At 47.3% G+C, this 17,276-nt stretch carries 19 protein-coding genes; 6 read left to right on the top strand and 13 right to left on the bottom strand.

Annotated elements, in window-relative coordinates; translation table 11 throughout:
* The 7 genes from FTU69_RS13165 to FTU69_RS13135 form a co-directional block, all read right to left on the bottom strand.
* The coding region (locus FTU69_RS13165) for a BapA prefix-like domain-containing protein (protein WP_180104015.1) at positions 1 to 3,091 on the bottom strand (3,091 nt) is incomplete at its 3' end.
* Positions 3,092 to 3,531: 440 nt separating this feature from the next.
* Positions 3,532 to 4,008 carry a peptidoglycan-binding protein LysM gene (gene lysM, locus FTU69_RS13160; RefSeq protein ID WP_005175989.1) on the bottom strand — a complete coding sequence of 159 codons (477 nt, stop codon included), beginning with the start codon at positions 4,006 to 4,008 and terminating at the stop codon, positions 3,532 to 3,534.
* 197 nt (positions 4,009 to 4,205) lie between these two features.
* Positions 4,206 to 4,442: an acyl carrier protein gene (gene acpP / locus FTU69_RS13155; protein WP_001279871.1), complete on the bottom strand. Its 237-nt coding sequence runs from the start codon at positions 4,440 to 4,442 to the stop codon at positions 4,206 to 4,208.
* An 83-nt stretch (positions 4,443 to 4,525) separates the two neighbouring features.
* Positions 4,526 to 5,260 (bottom strand): 3-oxoacyl-ACP reductase FabG, encoded by a 735-nt coding sequence (gene fabG, locus FTU69_RS13150; RefSeq protein WP_045796367.1) that lies wholly within the window; start codon positions 5,258 to 5,260, stop codon positions 4,526 to 4,528.
* On the bottom strand, positions 5,257 to 6,234 hold the full coding sequence (fabD, locus tag FTU69_RS13145) for an ACP S-malonyltransferase (RefSeq protein WP_075167567.1): 978 nt from the start codon (positions 6,232 to 6,234) through the stop codon (positions 5,257 to 5,259). The genes fabG and fabD overlap by 4 nt, the downstream gene beginning before the upstream one ends.
* A gap of 192 nt (positions 6,235 to 6,426) precedes the next feature.
* On the bottom strand, positions 6,427 to 6,612 hold the full coding sequence (gene rpmF / locus FTU69_RS13140; protein ID WP_005175977.1) for a 50S ribosomal protein L32: 186 nt from the start codon (positions 6,610 to 6,612) through the stop codon (positions 6,427 to 6,429).
* A gap of 76 nt (positions 6,613 to 6,688) precedes the next feature.
* Entirely contained in the window at positions 6,689 to 7,246 is a 558-nt protein-coding gene (locus FTU69_RS13135) for a DUF177 domain-containing protein (protein ID WP_005175975.1), read from the bottom strand.
* Positions 7,247 to 7,343: 97 nt separating this feature from the next.
* Between FTU69_RS13135 and FTU69_RS13130 the strand changes: the two genes are divergently transcribed.
* From FTU69_RS13130 to rluB, 6 genes are all read left to right on the top strand, one after another.
* Positions 7,344 to 8,006 (top strand): elongation factor P hydroxylase, encoded by a 663-nt coding sequence (locus tag FTU69_RS13130; RefSeq protein WP_180104014.1) that lies wholly within the window; start codon positions 7,344 to 7,346, stop codon positions 8,004 to 8,006.
* Positions 8,007 to 8,090: 84 nt separating this feature from the next.
* Entirely contained in the window at positions 8,091 to 8,708 is a 618-nt protein-coding gene (locus tag FTU69_RS13125; protein ID WP_160241553.1) for an L-threonylcarbamoyladenylate synthase, read from the top strand.
* Between the two features lie 32 nt (positions 8,709 to 8,740).
* On the top strand, positions 8,741 to 9,022 hold the full coding sequence (locus FTU69_RS13120; RefSeq protein ID WP_180104013.1) for a hypothetical protein: 282 nt from the start codon (positions 8,741 to 8,743) through the stop codon (positions 9,020 to 9,022).
* A gap of 264 nt (positions 9,023 to 9,286) precedes the next feature.
* Entirely contained in the window at positions 9,287 to 10,081 is a 795-nt protein-coding gene (locus FTU69_RS13110) for a ScpA family protein (RefSeq protein ID WP_016659867.1), read from the top strand.
* A 20-nt stretch (positions 10,082 to 10,101) separates the two neighbouring features.
* Positions 10,102 to 10,668, top strand: coding sequence for an SMC-Scp complex subunit ScpB (gene scpB, locus FTU69_RS13105; protein ID WP_370459243.1), 567 nt, complete (start codon positions 10,102 to 10,104; stop codon positions 10,666 to 10,668).
* Between the two features lie 41 nt (positions 10,669 to 10,709).
* Entirely contained in the window at positions 10,710 to 11,750 is a 1,041-nt protein-coding gene (rluB, locus tag FTU69_RS13100) for a 23S rRNA pseudouridine(2605) synthase RluB (protein WP_005175954.1), read from the top strand.
* A 49-nt stretch (positions 11,751 to 11,799) separates the two neighbouring features.
* On the opposite strand, the gene bioD is transcribed toward rluB, so the two are convergent.
* The 6 genes from bioD to bfr form a co-directional block, all read right to left on the bottom strand.
* On the bottom strand, positions 11,800 to 12,441 hold the full coding sequence (bioD, locus tag FTU69_RS13095) for a dethiobiotin synthase (RefSeq protein WP_005175948.1): 642 nt from the start codon (positions 12,439 to 12,441) through the stop codon (positions 11,800 to 11,802).
* Positions 12,441 to 13,244 carry a malonyl-ACP O-methyltransferase BioC gene (gene bioC, locus FTU69_RS13090; RefSeq protein WP_225876406.1) on the bottom strand — a complete coding sequence of 268 codons (804 nt, stop codon included), beginning with the start codon at positions 13,242 to 13,244 and terminating at the stop codon, positions 12,441 to 12,443. The genes bioD and bioC overlap by 1 nt, the downstream gene beginning before the upstream one ends.
* Entirely contained in the window at positions 13,226 to 14,380 is a 1,155-nt protein-coding gene (locus FTU69_RS13085; protein ID WP_180104012.1) for an 8-amino-7-oxononanoate synthase, read from the bottom strand. Before FTU69_RS13085 ends, bioC begins: the two co-directional genes overlap by 19 nt.
* Positions 14,377 to 15,660: an adenosylmethionine--8-amino-7-oxononanoate transaminase gene (gene bioA / locus FTU69_RS13080; RefSeq protein WP_016659862.1), complete on the bottom strand. Its 1,284-nt coding sequence runs from the start codon at positions 15,658 to 15,660 to the stop codon at positions 14,377 to 14,379. Before bioA ends, FTU69_RS13085 begins: the two co-directional genes overlap by 4 nt.
* Before the next feature lie 106 nt (positions 15,661 to 15,766).
* Positions 15,767 to 16,477: an alpha/beta fold hydrolase gene (locus FTU69_RS13075; protein WP_180104011.1), complete on the bottom strand. Its 711-nt coding sequence runs from the start codon at positions 16,475 to 16,477 to the stop codon at positions 15,767 to 15,769.
* A gap of 123 nt (positions 16,478 to 16,600) precedes the next feature.
* Positions 16,601 to 17,065, bottom strand: coding sequence for a bacterioferritin (gene bfr / locus FTU69_RS13070; RefSeq protein ID WP_005175934.1), 465 nt, complete (start codon positions 17,063 to 17,065; stop codon positions 16,601 to 16,603).
* Between the last annotated feature and the right edge of the window lie 211 nt (positions 17,066 to 17,276).

The raw sequence follows: 17,276 nt of genomic DNA, 5'->3' as shown, positions 1-17,276 counted from the left end.
CGATGTCCGTCAAGGCATCAATACGCTCTTGGAAGTCACCCGCTTCGGTTGGGAAGTCAGCAACAATGCCATCCACCGCTGTTTGTGCATCCGCTTTCGCTTGTTGGGCTGCCGCAAGGTCTTGCGTTAAGGCATCCACTTCCGCTTGGCTGATGGCATTGTCTGCAATCGCATCAGCAAGTGCTTGATCCGCTGCTGCATAGGCTGCTTCTGCCGCTGCAACTAGGTCTTCAACTGCTTCAACTGCATCAGCAATACCATTGTCATCAAGATCGTTCACCGCTGGGATCTCGATGTCCGTCAAGGCATCAATACGCTCTTGGAAGTCACCCGCTTCGGTTGGGAAGTCAGCAACAATGCCATCCACCGCTGTTTGTGCATCCGCTTTCGCTTGTTGGGCTGCCGCAAGGTCTTGCGTTAATGCATCAACCTCTGCTTGGCTGATTGAGTTATCCGCTTGCGCTGTAGCCAATGCATCCGCTGCATCCTGATACGCTTGCTCTGCCGCTGATACCAAATCCTCTGCAAGGGTTAATGGATCTTCATCAGTATCAATAACGCCGTTTTCATTTGCATCATTTACAGGTGGAATGGTGATGTCTGTTAAGGCATCAATACGGTCTTGGAAGCCATCTTTGGCATCTTGAACGGCTGCTGGTACTGATGGCAAAGCATCTACCGCATCCTGCGCTGCATCTTTGGCATCTTGAGCCGCTTGCAATGCATCTTCAAGTGCAGCTTTTTCTGTTGGGGTGATTAAACCATTTGATTCTGCAGCTGCTAAAGCATCTTCTGCTGCTTGGTACGCATCTTCCGCTGCTGCTACTGCCGCTTCTGCACTGGCAATTAATCCGTTTAAGTCATCAATTACACCATCACCATCTGCATCCGTGACCACAGGGGCAAGCAATTCAGTCAAGGCATCTACGCGTTCTTGTAGCCCGTCTTTCTCAACTTGTACTTCTGCCGGTAACGCATTTACTGCATTTTGTGCGATGGCTTTTAGTTCGGCAGCTTCATCAATCGCAGCCTGGGCAACTGCCTGCTCTGCTGGTGTGATGAGACCATTGCCATCTGTATCTGCATCGGCAATCGCTTGCTCGGCCTCGGCATAAGCCGCTTCCGCTGCTGCTACTGCCGCTTCTGCACTGGCAATTAATCCGTTTAAGTCATCAATTACACCATCACCATCTGCATCCGTGACCACAGGGGCAAGCAATTCAGTCAAGGCATCTACGCGTTCTTGTAGCCCGTCTTTCTCAGCTTGTACTTCTGCCGGTAACGCATTTACTGCATTTTGTGCGATGGCTTTTAGTTCGGCAGCTTCATCAATCGCAGCCTGGGCAACTGCCTGCTCTGCTGGTGTGATGAGACCATTGCCATCTGTATCTGCATCGGCAATCGCTTGCTCGGCCTCGGCATAAGCCGCTTCCGCTGCTGCTACTGCCGCTTCTGCATCCGCGATTAAGCTGTCCGTTGCATCGTCAATACCATTACCGTCCTGGTCATTCACCGCTGGAACTTCAAGATCCGTCAAGGCATCCAGACGATCTTGCAGACCATCTTTGTCTGTACTTTCTGGTAACGCAGTCACCGCGTCTTGTGCCGTTTGTTCAGCTTCAGTTGCTGCATCCACCGCATCTTGAATCGCTTGCTGTTCTGCTGGGCTGATCAGGCCATCTTCTTGAGCACCTGCAATTACATCTTCTGCTGCCTGGTGTGCATTTTCAGCATCAGTCACCAGGGCTTCCGCTGCTTCGAATGCGTCATCGATACCGTTACCATCTGCATCCGTGACTGCTGGTGCAGTTAATGAGATCAAGTCATCTAGTCGACCTTGTAGCCCGTCTTTCTCAACTTGTACTTCTGCCGGTAACGCATTTACTGCATTTTGTGCGATGGCTTTTAGTTCGGCAGCTTCATCAATCGCAGCCTGGGCAACTGCCTGCTCTGCTGGTGTGATGAGACCATTGCCATCTGTATCTGCATCGGCAATCGCTTGCTCGGCCTCGGCATAAGCTGATTCCGCTGCTGCTACTGCCGCTTCTGCATCCGCGATTAAGCTGTCCGTTGCATCGTCAATACCATTGCCGTCTTGGTCATTCACCGCTGGAACTTCAAGATCCGTCAAGGCATCCAGACGATCTTGCAGACCATCTTTGTCTGTACTTTCTGGTAACGCAGTCACCGCATCTTGTGCGGTTTGTTCAGCTTCAGTGGCTGCATCCACCGCATCTTGAATCGCTTGCTGTTCTGCTGGGGTGATCAGGCCATCTTCTTGAGCACCTGCAATTACATCTTCTGCTGCCTGGTGTGCATTTTCAGCATCAGTCACCAGGGCTTCCGCTGCTTCGAATGCATCATCGATACCGTTACCATCTGCATCAGTAACAGGCGGTACGCTAATCCCTTCAAGATTATCTAGACGATCTTGCAACTCTTCTTTATCTGCACTTTCAGGTAAGGCTGTGACTGCATCTTGCGCAGTATCTTTGGCTTCTGCTGCTGCATCTGCTGCATCTTGAAGTTGCGCTTGTTCTTCTGAAGTGATCAAGCCATCTTCTTGCGCCTGGTTTAAAAGATCTTCCGCTGCTTGTTGAGCCTCTTCTGCTGCAATCACTAGTTGTTCTGCAGCTGTAGAATCTACTGGTGTATTTGATGATGTACTATCAGAGTCTGAACCCACCGCAGCAATGGTCGCTCCTGCTGCTACGGCTCCAGTGATCCAAGGCAGCACGGCAGCAAGTGTATCAGCGTATAACAGTGGACTAATCGTTTCGATAAAATGATATTTAATTGTAGGAAGAATCTCACCCGAAGCATTTGCGAACTCTACCCAATACAGCTGCTCCCCATTATCAAAAACAATATGATGGCTATCTAATGGGTCATCAAAATAGCTTTCGATCACTACCTTTTCGCCATTTTTCAGGTTCACTATTGCTGCATTTCCCTCTCGAGTAATACTCGCCACATCCTCAATTGCTGTATCAATCTTGACAACAGAGTTTTCAGATAAAGTAACCGTATTCGTATCAGCAGACAGCAATAACTGCTGTGTCTCTTTCGAAGTAACCGCTATATTTGGCATACCCTCTTCCTTTTTATGATCGTATCTTTATGTAAAGTTAGGTTTTGAAATTATTATTCTTCTTAGCAAGAGTTGGCATTTTTATCGAGTTTATACTCAGAACATACTGATTAATATTTCTTATCAAAATACTCGGATTTAAAAACTAAAATTTAGAATGTGATAAGCATTTGTTTTAATTATTTTTTTAAAATGAGACATAATTATCAATTAAACCAAACAAATGCAAAATTATCATCACTTTTATTTATTTATTTTAATCACATCACATAAATTAACTTATTGTATTGAAAATGTTAAAAATTACACAGCAAATACACACAATTACAAACAAGATAAATATAAATAAAAAAAGTTACATTAATTCTTTTTAAGTATTTGAAGATTATTAAAAAACAAAAAAGACGCGATACGCGTCTTTTTATAAAAATGCTGGATCTTTAAGCCGGAATACGTAACACCTGTCCAGGGAAAATATCATCCGCATCTTTTAACAAAGGACGGTTGGCTTCAAAGATTTTATTGTACTGATTGGCATCACCATAAAATTCTTTTGAGATTTTAGACAGGGTATCGCCTGATTTAACTGTATAGAATTTACTTTCTGGTTCTGGCGTTGCCACAGTCATCTGATCATCCACTTGCGCAACATGATCAATATTGCCCACCGCCAGTACAATTTTCTCACGATCAGCCTGGCTTTGTACCTGCCCTTTAATCGTGGCTAAATCGGTCTTGCCATTGTAGTTCACAGAAAGGCCCGTAATTGGTAAGCCTAAAGATTTAATATGTCCCAATAATTTATTGGCCATTTCCTGTGCAGACGGTTCTGCTGGCGCCGCCGGTGCTGCCGGTTGTTGCTCTGCCGGGGCAGTGTTTTTCTTACCAATACCTTTTACAAAATCAAAAAGTCCCATTGTTATTCTCCAGCTTTTATTTGATGCAATTGATTTTTATCAATCATTTGGAATTGCGTGCTTTCTTTTTATAACGAAAAAATACACAGGAGAGCGTTGCGCTTGGTTAGATAAAAGTAAGCTTATGTAATTTCGGCCTGCCATAAAAAAACCACCCAAAAGGGTGGTTTTTCTTAGCATCTGCTAAAAATCTTTAATTAACCAAGTTTTTTAGTCACATAGTCAATTGCAGATTGAACAGTTGTAATTTCGTTTGAATCTTCATCGGGAATTGTGATGTCGAAATCATTTTCGAAAGACATTACAAGTTCAACCAGGTCCAGAGAGTCTGCACCTAAGTCATCCATGAAAGATGCTTCGTTTTTAATCTCTTCAGCTTTAAGACCAAGTTGTTCAGCAACCGCTTGTTTAACGCGTTGTTCGATATCGCTCACAGGAATTCTCCTCATTGCTTGTGGCGTTTTTAATGCCGTTAGTTTAATTGAATCTATAAGTTTTTGAAAGTTTATACATGAGCTTAATTCATGTATAAACCACCATTTACATGTAACACTGTACCAGTGATGTAACTTGCTTTGTCAGAAGCCAAGAAACTCACTGCATTGGCGATATCTTGTGGATCACCTAAACGGTTTAATGCCACTTGCTCACTCATTTTTTTGCGAATTTCTTCACTTAACTGTTCTGTCATTTCTGTTGCAATAAAACCAGGTGCAACAGAGTTGACTGTAATTTGACGGCTGCCCATTTCCTTGGCCAGGCTGCGGCTAAATGCCTCAATCCCTGCTTTGGCCGCAGAGTAGTTGGCCTGTCCCGGATTGGCAAAGTGTGCCACCACTGAACTAATATTAATAATGCGACCGAAACGCGCTTTGGTCATGCCTTTCAGTACACGTTTAGACAAACGGTAAACGGCTTTCAGATGGATGTTGAGGATATCATCCCAGTCATCTTCAGACATACGCAGTAACAAATTATCTTTGGTAATACCAGCGTTGTTCACCAAGACCAGTACCGGACCATAGTTTTGTTCGATGTCCGAAATGAGCGCATCAATTGCCTCGCCATTACGAACATCCAGGACTTTACCCGCACCCTGTTCACCAAAGCCTGTGCTTAGTTTTTCTGCACCTGCTTCAGAAGTTGCTGTCCCAACCACAAAATAACCGTCTTGAATAAGCTGCTGAGCGATGGCTGCACCAATCCCTCGGCTTGCACCTGTCACCAATGCGACTTTGCGTTCTTGTGTCATGCAATTTTCCCTTCAGCCACTAAAATGGCATTTAAGGCATCCTCCAGACGACTATTGCTGTCAATCGGGAATGCTTTTTCTATGTGAGGTAAGCGTTTTGCAAGGTTCGCCAATACATTCCCTGGACCACATTCAACAATGTACTGAATGCCCTGGTCTTGCAGGTACTGCATGGTGTTTGTCCATTGCACAGACTGATACAATTGAGCAGTCAAAGCCTGACGCAATTGAGCAACATCAGTTGCTACAGCTGCGCCCACATTTTGTATTACAGGAATGCTTGGTAGCTCAATGGCAGTTTGTTCCAAAGCTTGTGCGAACTGTTCTGCAGCCGGTTTCATCAGTGAACAGTGCGATGGCACTGACACCGGAAGCGCAATAGCTTTGGCTGAATTTTCTTTGGCGAGTGCGATGACTGCATCTACCGCTGCTTTATCGCCAGCAACTACCACCTGACCTTGGGCATTATAGTTGGCTGCTTCAACAGAACCGGTGCCTTGTGCGGTAGCTTGCGCACACAGTTCAATCACTTTGGCATCTTCCAGACCCAAAATGGCCGCCATAGCGCCCTGGCCTTGTGGCACAGCTGACTGCATGAGTTTGCCACGCAAATTCACCAGCTTCACGGCATCACCCAGTGATAACGCACCCGCCGCCACCAGCGCGCTGTATTCGCCCAGAGAGTGGCCTGCCAGATATTTGGGTGCTACACCACCCAGCTCCAGCCAGACACGCCATAACGCAATACTGGCGGTCAATAAAACCGGCTGGGTAAATTCTGTTTGATCTAAACCTTCACCACTTTGCGCAATGTGCCATAAATCAAAACCGATTGCGGCCGATGCTTCCGCAAAAGTTTCACGCACACCAGCAAACTGTTCTGCAAGTTCTGCTAGCATGCCGACTTTTTGTGAACCTTGTCCAGGAAACACAAATGCAGTTTTTGTCGCTTGCTCGAATCGTGTAGCAGACATATAAAAATCCTTTCGTGTAGAGCTGTTTTAAACAGGGTACGCCCCTTCAACAGTTCTTTTTTATATAAGCTGATCGTTGGTGCGAAAATTTAACACTATTTTTCGGGCGAAGTAATTGCGAAAAACAACAAAAAAAGGGAGCTTACGCTCCCATTTTTTCCACTAAGCTTGACGCTTAATGCTTGTCAACAATTATTCAGCATCAGCTGCTTTAGCGAATAATTGACGACCACGGTAGATACCATCTTTAGATACGTGGTGACGACGATGAGTTTCACCAGTAGCTTGGTCTACAGTTAATGCATTCTCGGTTAAAGCGTCATGTGAACGGCGCATGTCACGGCGAGAGCGACTTTTACGGTTTTGCTGAACGGCCATGATGGCTCCTTACAAAGATCGAAAAAATGGATCAGAACAAATTCAGTTGTCTTAACGCAAAATTATAACATAATTTTTAGTTAAGTTTACCCTTCAAACTTGCCAAAACATCAAACGGATTATCCCGTTTTTCTTCGACATCGTTCTGAACGGCAGGTTGATGCTTGTGTTCGCAAGCGTCATGCTTAGGCGACAAAGGCAGCAACAATAACAGTTCATCTTCTATAAGTGCGAGTAAATCAGCCGTCGCCGGTGAATCATAATCACCTTTGCTGGTTGCTTCACTTTCACCCAGAACAATGAAATCAGCATCCTCATCCAAGCGCTCTATCAGTGACTCATCATCTACAAGCGCTAAATGGAAGTCTAAAACAAGGTCAATTTCCACGGTATCCAGACAGCGCTGGCATTCCATTGGAACTTGTGTTTCAACGTGACCATCTAGCCATGCAATGCGATGATAGGCATCCATTGATAGCTTACAGTCTATGTTAATCAATTGATCATCAATTGATCCAACAGCTTCACGAGCAATACGAGCAAAGCGAGACAATGGCAGGGTACCTGACCATGTAAAGCCCTGTTCAGCCCATTTAAACGGCTCAATCTGTGCCGGAAAGGTATTTGCTGACATAATTAAGGCGGCAATTCTACAAATTCATCAGTACTCTGTCAAAGATTAAGATACAATTTTGTACTTATTTAGACAGACCAATTGGGTAAATTAAGTCATGCATCTGTTGCAGCCGCAAACAGAAGTGAATGTTTCATCACTCGTTAGCACACTTTCAACGCTCGATTCTGACATTTCACCCGACCAAGTGCAACTCTCGGACTGGTTGAAATTATCGACAGAATCAGAATACGTCGATTGGCTCATCTTACACTTTAATCACTGGTTTTCCCACCACAATGTCAACCTGGTGCGTGGTGATTTTGAACCGGAGTATTTTCCCGCCACCGCAGACACCCCTGCTCGCATCCAGTTTGCGCATGGTTTCTTTAACAGTGCCCTGCATGAAATCAGTCACTGGACCATTGCCGGTGAGGAACGCCGTAAACAGCCCGATTTAGGCTACTGGTATGCCCCCGATGGCCGCACGGCTGAGCAGCAAGCCCTGTTTGAGCAGGTCGAAATCAAGCCGCAAGCGATTGAATGGATGTTTGCCACTGCATTTGGACGCAAATTCCGGGTTTCTTTAGATAACCTGACCGGTGAAAGCGGCGATGGTGCCTGCTTTAAAGACAATGTTTATGCCCAGGTACAGCGTTATTTTCGTGGTGAAGCCAAACTGCCACGCGATGCCAAACGCTTTATTGACTGTATCTGTTTATGTACCCGGCATGGCAAAAGCTTACATAGCGATGAATTTGCAAGAGAAATGCTTGATTAAATTACATAAATCAACGCTCTGGATACACAGGGCTTTGTACAATGGTCTGAAAAGCGAATCATCATCAGATCAGGAGAAAAGAATATGCTGCATTTAAGAGTTCATCCTGAAAATCCTCAGCCCCGTTTAATTAGCCAGGCAGTAGAACGGATTCGTGCCGGCGATGTGGTGGTCTATCCTACCGATGCAGCCTATGCCATTGGCTGCCAGATCGGGAATAAAGCAGCCATGGAACGGATTGCCCAGATTCGTGGTCTTAGCCCTAAACATCAATATGCAATTTTATGTTGTGACCTGTCCGATATTGCCACTTATGCCAAGGTCGATAATGCCATGTATCGCCTGCTAAAAAACAATACCCCGGCAGTGACCACTTTTATTTTACCGGCCACCAGTGAAGTGCCACGCCGTCTGATGCACCCGAAAAAGAAAACCATTGGCCTGCGTATTCCGAGCAATCCGGTTTGCCAAATGTTACTGAAAGAGCTGGATGAACCGCTCTTGACCTCCACCCTGATTTTACCGGGGCAGGATGATCCGCTGGATGATCCTTATGATATTGAAATGCAGCTTGGTAAACGCATTGATGTGTTTATTGATAGTGGCCTGGGGACTTTAACCACCACCAGTATTGTCGATTTATCTGGTGATCAGCCGGAAATTATCCGTCGTGGTATTGGTGATGTGAGTTCGTTTGAATAACAGCGCTCAGCGCCACCTCAGGAGGAAACGGTATGGATTTATTTTATCTGTTGCTGAATCTGCGCGAGTTTCCAAAAAGCCAGCTAATCTATGCGACTCAGCCCTGGTCTCTGGAAGCTGAGGTTCTACTGCTGGATGCAATACCCAACCCGGCTGCCGTGCTCTCTATCGGACAGCAGGCATATCATCTGCTGTCGAGTGTTGAAGAGGCCTATATCCTGTCCTTAAGATTAGGCCACCAGAACCTGTGCAGCCGTGAAATGTGTCAGCAAGTGCTGGAACAGCTTGAGCAGTCCGCTTTATCACGTGCTTGATCGGAGTTAAGCTTTTCTTGCTAAAACCCTCATCTGTATGCGCTTTAAGACCCTATCTTCCAATTGAACGTGATTTTTCCTGCTTTTTCGCTGCAGGATTGCCATCTACTTTTGCTTTTTTTCGCTTTTAGTCATTTGGGTAATTTATTTCATGGTCAATTTCCATTAAACTACGCGCAATTAACTCCATGCTTTCTTTTCGATGTGAGATCGAATGTAAAGCTCTTTTCATGCCTTTGAAAATTCGCGTGGCCTAAAACTGTAATGAATCAATCTGTGCATCCTGCTATGGACCAAGTCCCGCACATCCGCGTTTTGGATGAGTGGCAAGAGACGATTCCTGAGGATTTATATATTCCTCCTGCAGCATTTGAAATTCTGTTAGAGCATTTCGAAGGCCCGCTCGACTTTCTGATTTACCTGATTCAAAAAAACGGCTTTGACCTGCTACAGGTTGATATCGCACCGATTGCCTCTCAGTATTTGGCTTATATGGATGCGATGAAATCCCTGAATATTGAGCTGACCGCAGATTATATGGTGATGGCTGCCCTGCTGGCCGATTTAAAATCGCGTTTGCTGCTGCCGAAACCCAAAGCCATCAGCGAGCTGGAAAAAGATCCGAAGCAGGAACTGATTGACCGGCTGGAAAATTATTTACGTATTAAACAGGCGGCTGAACGTCTGGGGCAAATGCCGGTGTTAGAGCGTGATACCTTTAATACCCATGTCAGCCTGGGCCAAGTGGCGTATAGTAATGAGGGTCATGAGGCCAGCCTGTTACGTGATGCGCTATTTTGTGTATTTAATCGCCCTGAACCGGTGATTCACCAGATTCAGCAGGAACCGGTGTTACTGGAAGAACGGATTGCCTATATTGAAGCAAAGCTGCAAAGCGGTGAAGTGCTAGCGTTTGCCGAGCTGCTCAAGCCGAGCCAGGGCCGTATGGGCATGGTGGTAACGTTTATGGCGATTCTGGAACTGACCCGTCAGCAAAAAGTGGCAATTGTTGCCAGTGGTGTCGAAGCACCGCTGGCCATTCAGGGAGCACAGGCCTAATGTCAGAGCAAACCCTTAACATGTCCAGTGATGAACAGCATCATGAAGTGCTGATGCAGCTAGAAGCCATTATTTTTGCCAGTGATGCACCGGTATCGCTGGCACGTCTGAAAGAAGCATTTCAGGCACGCTATAGTAAGGCAGAATTAAAAGTCTTTTTACAACAACTGGCCATGCTGCAACATGGCCGGTCTATTGAACTGGTTGAAACTGCGCAAGGTTTCCGTTTTCAGGTACGGGCCAAATATCGTACCCTGATTGCACAGGCCTGGCCGGAACGACCAACCCGTTTATCCCCGTCTTTACTCGAAACACTGGCTGTGATTGCTTACCATCAACCGGTGACCCGAGCAGATATTGAACAGATTCGCGGAGTATCAAACAACAGTCAGATTCTCAGAACGTTGTTTGACTGGAACTGGATTAAGGAATCCGGTTTCCGGGAACTCCCTGGAAGACCCGCGTTGTTAGTCACAACGCCACAATTTTTAAATGCATTTGGCCTGACCTCTGTCGGTCAATTGCCTCCCCTGCAGGATGCCAAGGAAGCTTTCATGCACCTCGATGCCCAGGCACCGAGATCGTGAATAGGTGAACTGTTGATGATAATTTCTAAGGTTATGCTGTCATGAGTGAAAAATTGCAAAAGGTACTGGCACGCGTTGGTTTGGGTTCTCGCCGTTATATGGAAGAAGTCATTGCCGCTGGTCGTGTAAGTGTCAATGGCCAAGTGGCCCAGGTGGGTGAGCGTATTGAACCAGGCGATGAGCTTCGTATCGATGGTCGTAAAGTCAGCTTCCAGATTGAAGATGAAATCCGTCGCCGTGTGCTGATTTACTACAAACCGGAAGGTGAAATCTGTTCACGTAACGATCCGGAACAACGCCCGACCGTATTTGATCATTTACCATCAATCGCCAATGATCGCTGGGTCATGGTCGGCCGTCTGGATATCAACTCGACCGGTCTGTTACTGTTCACCAATGATGGCGAACTGGCAAACCGCCTGATGCATCCATCCAATGAAATTGAGCGTGAATATGCGGTCCGTGTAATGGGTGAAGTCACGCCACAAATCCGTAACAACATGCTGCGTGGTGTGGTACTGGATGATGGCCCGGCCAAGTTTGAATCCTTCTCTGAAATTGGTGGTGATGGTATCAACCGCTGGTATCAGGTGGTGGTAAAAGAAGGTCGTAACCGCGAAGTACGTCGTATTTTCGAATCTCAGGGCTTAAAAGTTAGCCGCCTGCTACGTACCCGTTATGGTACCGTGATTCTGCCACGTGAACTGCGTACTGGCCGCTGGATGGAACTGGACAAGAACGACATTGACAACCTGACCAAAGCGGTTGAGCTGAAACCACGTCAGGGAACCGGTCTGTACGGTATGGCTAAACGCCGTAATGAACGTATGCAGGAAAAACCGATGGCAGCGCGTCGCGGTGGTTTCTTGCGTCAGCAGCGCCGTGACAATGAAGCAGCGCCAACGTCTTCAACCCGCGGCCCGCGTGATGATAACTTTGGCAATCGTGAACGTCGTGAAAACCAGAATGGCACACACTTTGCCCGCCGTGATAACCCAAATGGCAACAGCTTTGGCCGTCAAGAGCGTGATGAACATGCGCCACGCAAACCATTTGGCAACAAAAGCTTTAGAAAGTTTTAAACTGCCCAGCAAAAAGCCACTCAATTGAGTGGCTTTTTTTATCACAGTTTTAATCCAAAACTGGAATCTCAATCCATTTTGCCTCTGGAAAATGCCGAGCCAAATAGGTTTTTAAATACTCAGCGGTATCTTTAGAAATCAGCGGATCTTGTGATTCATCTTTCAGGTTATAGGCCAGCGCATACAGCGACAGCCCTCGCGCCATCAACGCTTCCAGACTTAATAAGGTATGGTTAATGCTACCCAGACGTCCTGAACTGACCAGAATCACCGGATACTGCTGCTCGGCAATATAATCAATCGTTAACATTTCCGTGGTGAGCGGCACCATCAGGCCACCAGCGCCTTCCAGTAGTACCACATCAAAACGCGCTGCCAGTTGCTCTGTCGCCTGACGGATGTTATTGAAATCAATCTCACGGCCATCAATTTTGGTGGCCAGATGCGGCGATGCCGGATAAGTGAAAATCTCGGGCATGGTCAGTTTGCTGTCATCTTCAGGCAACCAGCCACAGCCCATCATCTCCCGATGTTGCTGGATATCTTCCGAAATATCAGTATTGCCAGTCTGAATCAGCTTTTGGGTGATGGTTCGCTGTCCTTCAGCACTCCAGACCTTGGCCAGATAACCGGTGGTATAGGTTTTGCCAATTCCGGTATCAATTCCACTGACAAAATAGATCTGTGCCATTAGCCTGTGCTCCGTGCAATACAATAAATCGGATGATAACTGAGCAGATATTCCTGCTGGCCGGCCACATTCAGCCGGGAAAACTGCCGATAGGCCTGATAAAACTGCTGCAAACTGTGTTTGGTCCAGCGGTGCCCGGAAGCGGTACCCGTGACCCCGGTGGCTTTTAAATGCTGCAATACCTGACGTGGATGTTCAAAAGCCAGGGTTTTGACAGTTTCAGACAAATACACAATTTCGAAGCCTTGTGACTCCAGACAGCGGCGCAGTTCCGGCAGGCTGAAATAATCCAGCCCCTGCCCGGTCAGGGCTTTAATTTCCTTGAGATTGTCCGGACCAAAACTAGAAAAACATAAATAACCCGAAGGCTTTAAAGCATGGGCGATTTTGGCAAACAGCTGCTGCAGATTCTGCATCCATTGCAAGGCTGAACTCGAAATCAGCACATCCAGCTGTTCTGGAAAAGCAATCTGCTCGGCATCGCCAATCCACCATTCGGTTCGGGAAGTAGAAAACGGTTGCTGCTGGACTTCTGGATACAGGTCATTGAGCAGCAACTGCTGCACCTGAAAGTGCTGCTCCAGCGCACGGGTTAAAGCCCCCGTACCACAGCCAATTTCAAACACCCGTCCCAGTTTTCGACTGGTTAGATGTGACTGCATCAGCCGAACCAGTTGCTGGCAAATCTGCTGCTGAATCACCGCATGCTGCAAATAGCTGTGATGCGCCTGGGCAAAACGCCGTGCCACTTGCGATTTATTTACAGACATCGCTGACTTGTCCATCATAACAGCGCCACGCATTGCGCCAGCTCACTGGACTGAATCTGCGCGGTCAGGCAAATCCGCAGCCGTGAACTGTTTTGCGGTACGGTCGGCGGACGTACCGGCATGATATAAAACCCAGCCTGCTGTAGCTGCTGTGCCTTTTGTACGGCTTTTTCCGATTCGCCCAGAATTACCGGCACAATCTGCGAGGTCGATGGACAGGCATAGCCTTTGGCTTCAACCTGCACTTTTAATTCCTGGCTGATCTGCTGTAAATGCTGGCGCTGAGCTTGCATCTGCAACATCTTCTGGAATATAAACCGGGTCCAGGCCATATTCAGCGGTGGCTGCGCGGTACTGAAAATCAGCGGGCGCATGCGGTTAATTAAATAGTCACGGATTAGCGGATGGCTAATCAGATATCCACCGACCGAGGCCAAGGCCTTACCAAAGGTCCCCACCAGAAAATCAACCTGCTCCAGCACCGCATACTGCTCCGCACAGCCCAGTCCCTGCTCTCCACGTACACCAATAGCATGTGCTTCATCAACATACAGCATCACTTTCGGATAACGCTGCTTTAACTGCACCAGTGCCGCCAGATCGGTTTCATCACCATCCATACTAAAAATGGATTCGGTCACGACTATAATCCGTTCAATTTGCGCATCATCATGATACTGTTCCAGCAGCCGGGCCAGATGCGCCAGATCATTATGCCGGTAGCGCACCGCCTTGGCAGAAGATAAACGGATACCATCAATCATGCTGGCATGGACCAGCTTGTCAGCCAGAATCAGGGTTTTACTGTCGGCCAGTGCCGGTAAAATCCCGATATTCATATGGTAGCCACTGTTAAACAGCAAGGCGGCACGGCCAAAGGCCTGACTCAGACTCGTTTCCAGCTGCTCATATTCCGGGAAGTTCCCGGTCAGCAAACGCGACGATGAGGCGCTCATACGGCGCTCGGTGACAGGAGTTAAATCAAAAAATTCTTCACGCAAGCTGACATCGCTGGCCAGCCCCAGATAATCATTACTGGACAGATTCAGCATGCGCTGCCCGTGAATCTGAATCATGCGGCCATGTTGCAGATTGGACTGAAACTGGCGCAAATTGGCAGTGCGTTTTAACTGTTCCAGCTGCTGGGCATAATGGTCGAGCAAACTCATGCGGCATTCTCCTGCATCTGGCGAACCACCTCGGTCAACTGGGTCAGCAAGTAGTGCAGTTCATCTGCTGAAATCACATACGGCGGCATCACATAAACCAGTTTGCCAAATGGCCTCACCCAAATGCCTCGCTGTACAAACTGCTGCTGCAGGCTTTGCATATCGACTGGCGTAGTCAGTTCAACCACCCCAATTGCGCCCAGCACCCGCACATCCTGTACATGGCTCAGCTGAGCCAGTGGCGTTAAAGCCTGTTTCAATTGCTGTTCAATCTGCTGAATCTTGGCCTGCCAGTCCTGTGCCAGCAAGACTTGAGTACTTTTCAGTGCCACCGCACAAGCCAGCGGATTGGCCATAAAAGTCGGGCCATGCATAAACACGCCAGCTTCCCCCTGACTGATGGTGTCTGCCACCTGCTTGCTGGTTAAAGTTGCCGACAGGGTCATATAACCACCCGTCAGTCCTTTGCCAATACACATGATATCCGGCTCGACTCCGGCATGTTCCCAAGCAAATAACTTGCCGGTACGACCAAAGCCGGTGGCAATTTCATCAAAAATCAGTAGCAGACCATACTGCTCGCATAAACGCTTGGCCTGACGCAAATATTCAGGATGATAAAAGCGCATACCGCCCGCGCCCTGTACAATCGGCTCTAGAATCAGTGCGGCCAGTGTATGCTGATGCTGGGCCAAAGCCTGTTCCAGATCGGCAATATCATCTGGGTTCCAGTCTTCATCAAAGCGGGTTTGTGGTGCCTGTACAAATAAGCGATTCGGCAGACTTGAACCAAAAATCTGATGCATGCCAGTGACCGGATCGCAGACCGACATCGCATTCCAGGTATCGCCATGGTAGCCGGAACGCGGAGTAATAAAATTGGTTTTTTGTGGCTGGCCTTGCGCAGTCCAGTACTGCACCGCCATTTTTAACGCGACTTCAACCGCCACTGAACCGGAATCGGCATAGAAAATCTTATCCAGACTCGGTGGAGTAATTTGCAGCAGTAATTTGCCCAGCTCAATGGCCGGATCATGGGTCAGACCGCCAAACATGATATGTGACATCTGCTGTAACTGGTCGGTCACAGCCTGATTCAGTTCAGGATGGTTATAGCCATGAATAGCACACCACCACGATGACATGCCATCAATCAGACAGCGGCCATCTGCGAGTTCAATGGTCGCACCATAAGCCCGCTTTACCTTGAAGGTCGGCAGCGGCTGGGTCATGGAAGTATAAGGATGCCAAAGATGTTGCTGGTCAAATAAATCGGTCATCCCGGACTCCCTGTCTGGTTTAAAATATGCATGAGCTCGATCTTACTCCCGCCACACAGAAAAAGAAATTGCGGGAATTATCATTTCCGCTGAAGGGTCAGGAGAGTTACTTTAAATAGTCAATAATTTTCTGTGTAACCACATCTGTTTCAAACAACGGGATGCCATGCGAGCCAGCAACCACCTCAACCTGAAGATTTTTTGCAGCTAAATCCTGTAAATCTTCTGCAACTTGGCAAGGAACCAGCTGATCTTCATGTGCCAGCAAATGATATTGTGGAGCCGGATAATTTTTTAAGATGGTCACCAGATTAAGCTGTTCCAGCAAAGCTAATCCCTGTTTTAACAAGGTTAGAGATTGCGGCTGGATTAAACTTTGTAATTTCTGTAAATCCTGCCGGCTCTGGGCACTACCCTGACAGACCAGATAACCAAAACGTTTTAAGGTCGCGGCCGCATCTTTGGCAAAGCCCTGTTTAAACTGCTGAAAAGTCTCGGGAACCATCCCGTGGGGCCACGCGTCTTGCGCAACAAAACACGGATTCGAAGCCAAAGTAATGAGCGCTTGCGGCGCCTGTCCGGATTGCGCCAGTGCATCGGCCAGTAAGGTTGCCAGCTGCCCACCCAGAGACCAGCCCATCAGCACGCTATAGCCTTTGGCCCGTTCCAGCTGCTGCTGGAACTGTACCGGATCCGCGGCATTAAAAATATTCAGGACATCGACCTGAAGGCCGTGTTGCATCAGGCTATGTTGTACAGGCTGTAACAGGCCGGTTCCTCCGCCCCATCCGGTGATCAAAAGTATACGCTGCTGCATTGTGCTGTCCTTGTTTCCATCTAGTCGCAGTATAGTAAAAATAGCGACGCCTGCACTGCATTAAAATCGCCAAATCTCGGCCATAAAAAACCCGGCCAGTGCCGGGTCAATGTTGGGTTGGGCTTACATTTGCGATTGAATGTAGTTCTGCAAACCAATGAGTTCAATTAAACGCAACTGTTTTTCCAGCCAGTAAGTATGGTCTTCTTCGGTATCTGACATTTGCTGACGCAGCATGTCACGGGTGATGTAATCGCCCTTGTCTTCTGCCAGCTTGACGCCTTGGGCCAGTTTTTCACGCACCTCATATTCCAGCTTTAAATCGGCTTTTAAGCAGGACAGCACGTCGGTACCAACGTCAATATCATCACGCTGCATATTCGGAGTGCCTTCAAGGAACAGAACCCGGCGAATCAGGGCATCGGCATGTTGTGATTCTTCCTGCATCTCATGGTCGATGCGTTCATAAATCTTGCTCAGGCCCCAATCTTCATACATACGCGAGTGAATCAGGTATTGATCACGAGCAGCCAGTTCGCCACCGATCAACATATTTAAATAGTCTACGACTTCTGGATTGCCACGCATTTTCATTACTCCCTTACGAATACGCTCATTATGGCGAAAGCCAAGCCAAGTTGCAAAAGATAATTTGTGTAAATATATGATTTTTATATAATTAAAATGAGAAGCATGTGCATTTACAGTTCTGGATTCAAACTTTTCCACATAAAAAAGAATTGCTTGCGCACATTTGTCTGATTTTTCTGCAACCCAAACACACAAAGCGGCAAATTTA

This window comes from Acinetobacter sp. YH12134 (assembly GCF_013418555.1).
In the GTDB taxonomy this organism is placed as follows: Bacteria; Pseudomonadota; Gammaproteobacteria; order Pseudomonadales; family Moraxellaceae; genus Acinetobacter; species Acinetobacter indicus.
This window is presented reverse-complemented; position numbering and strand designations above follow the sequence as displayed.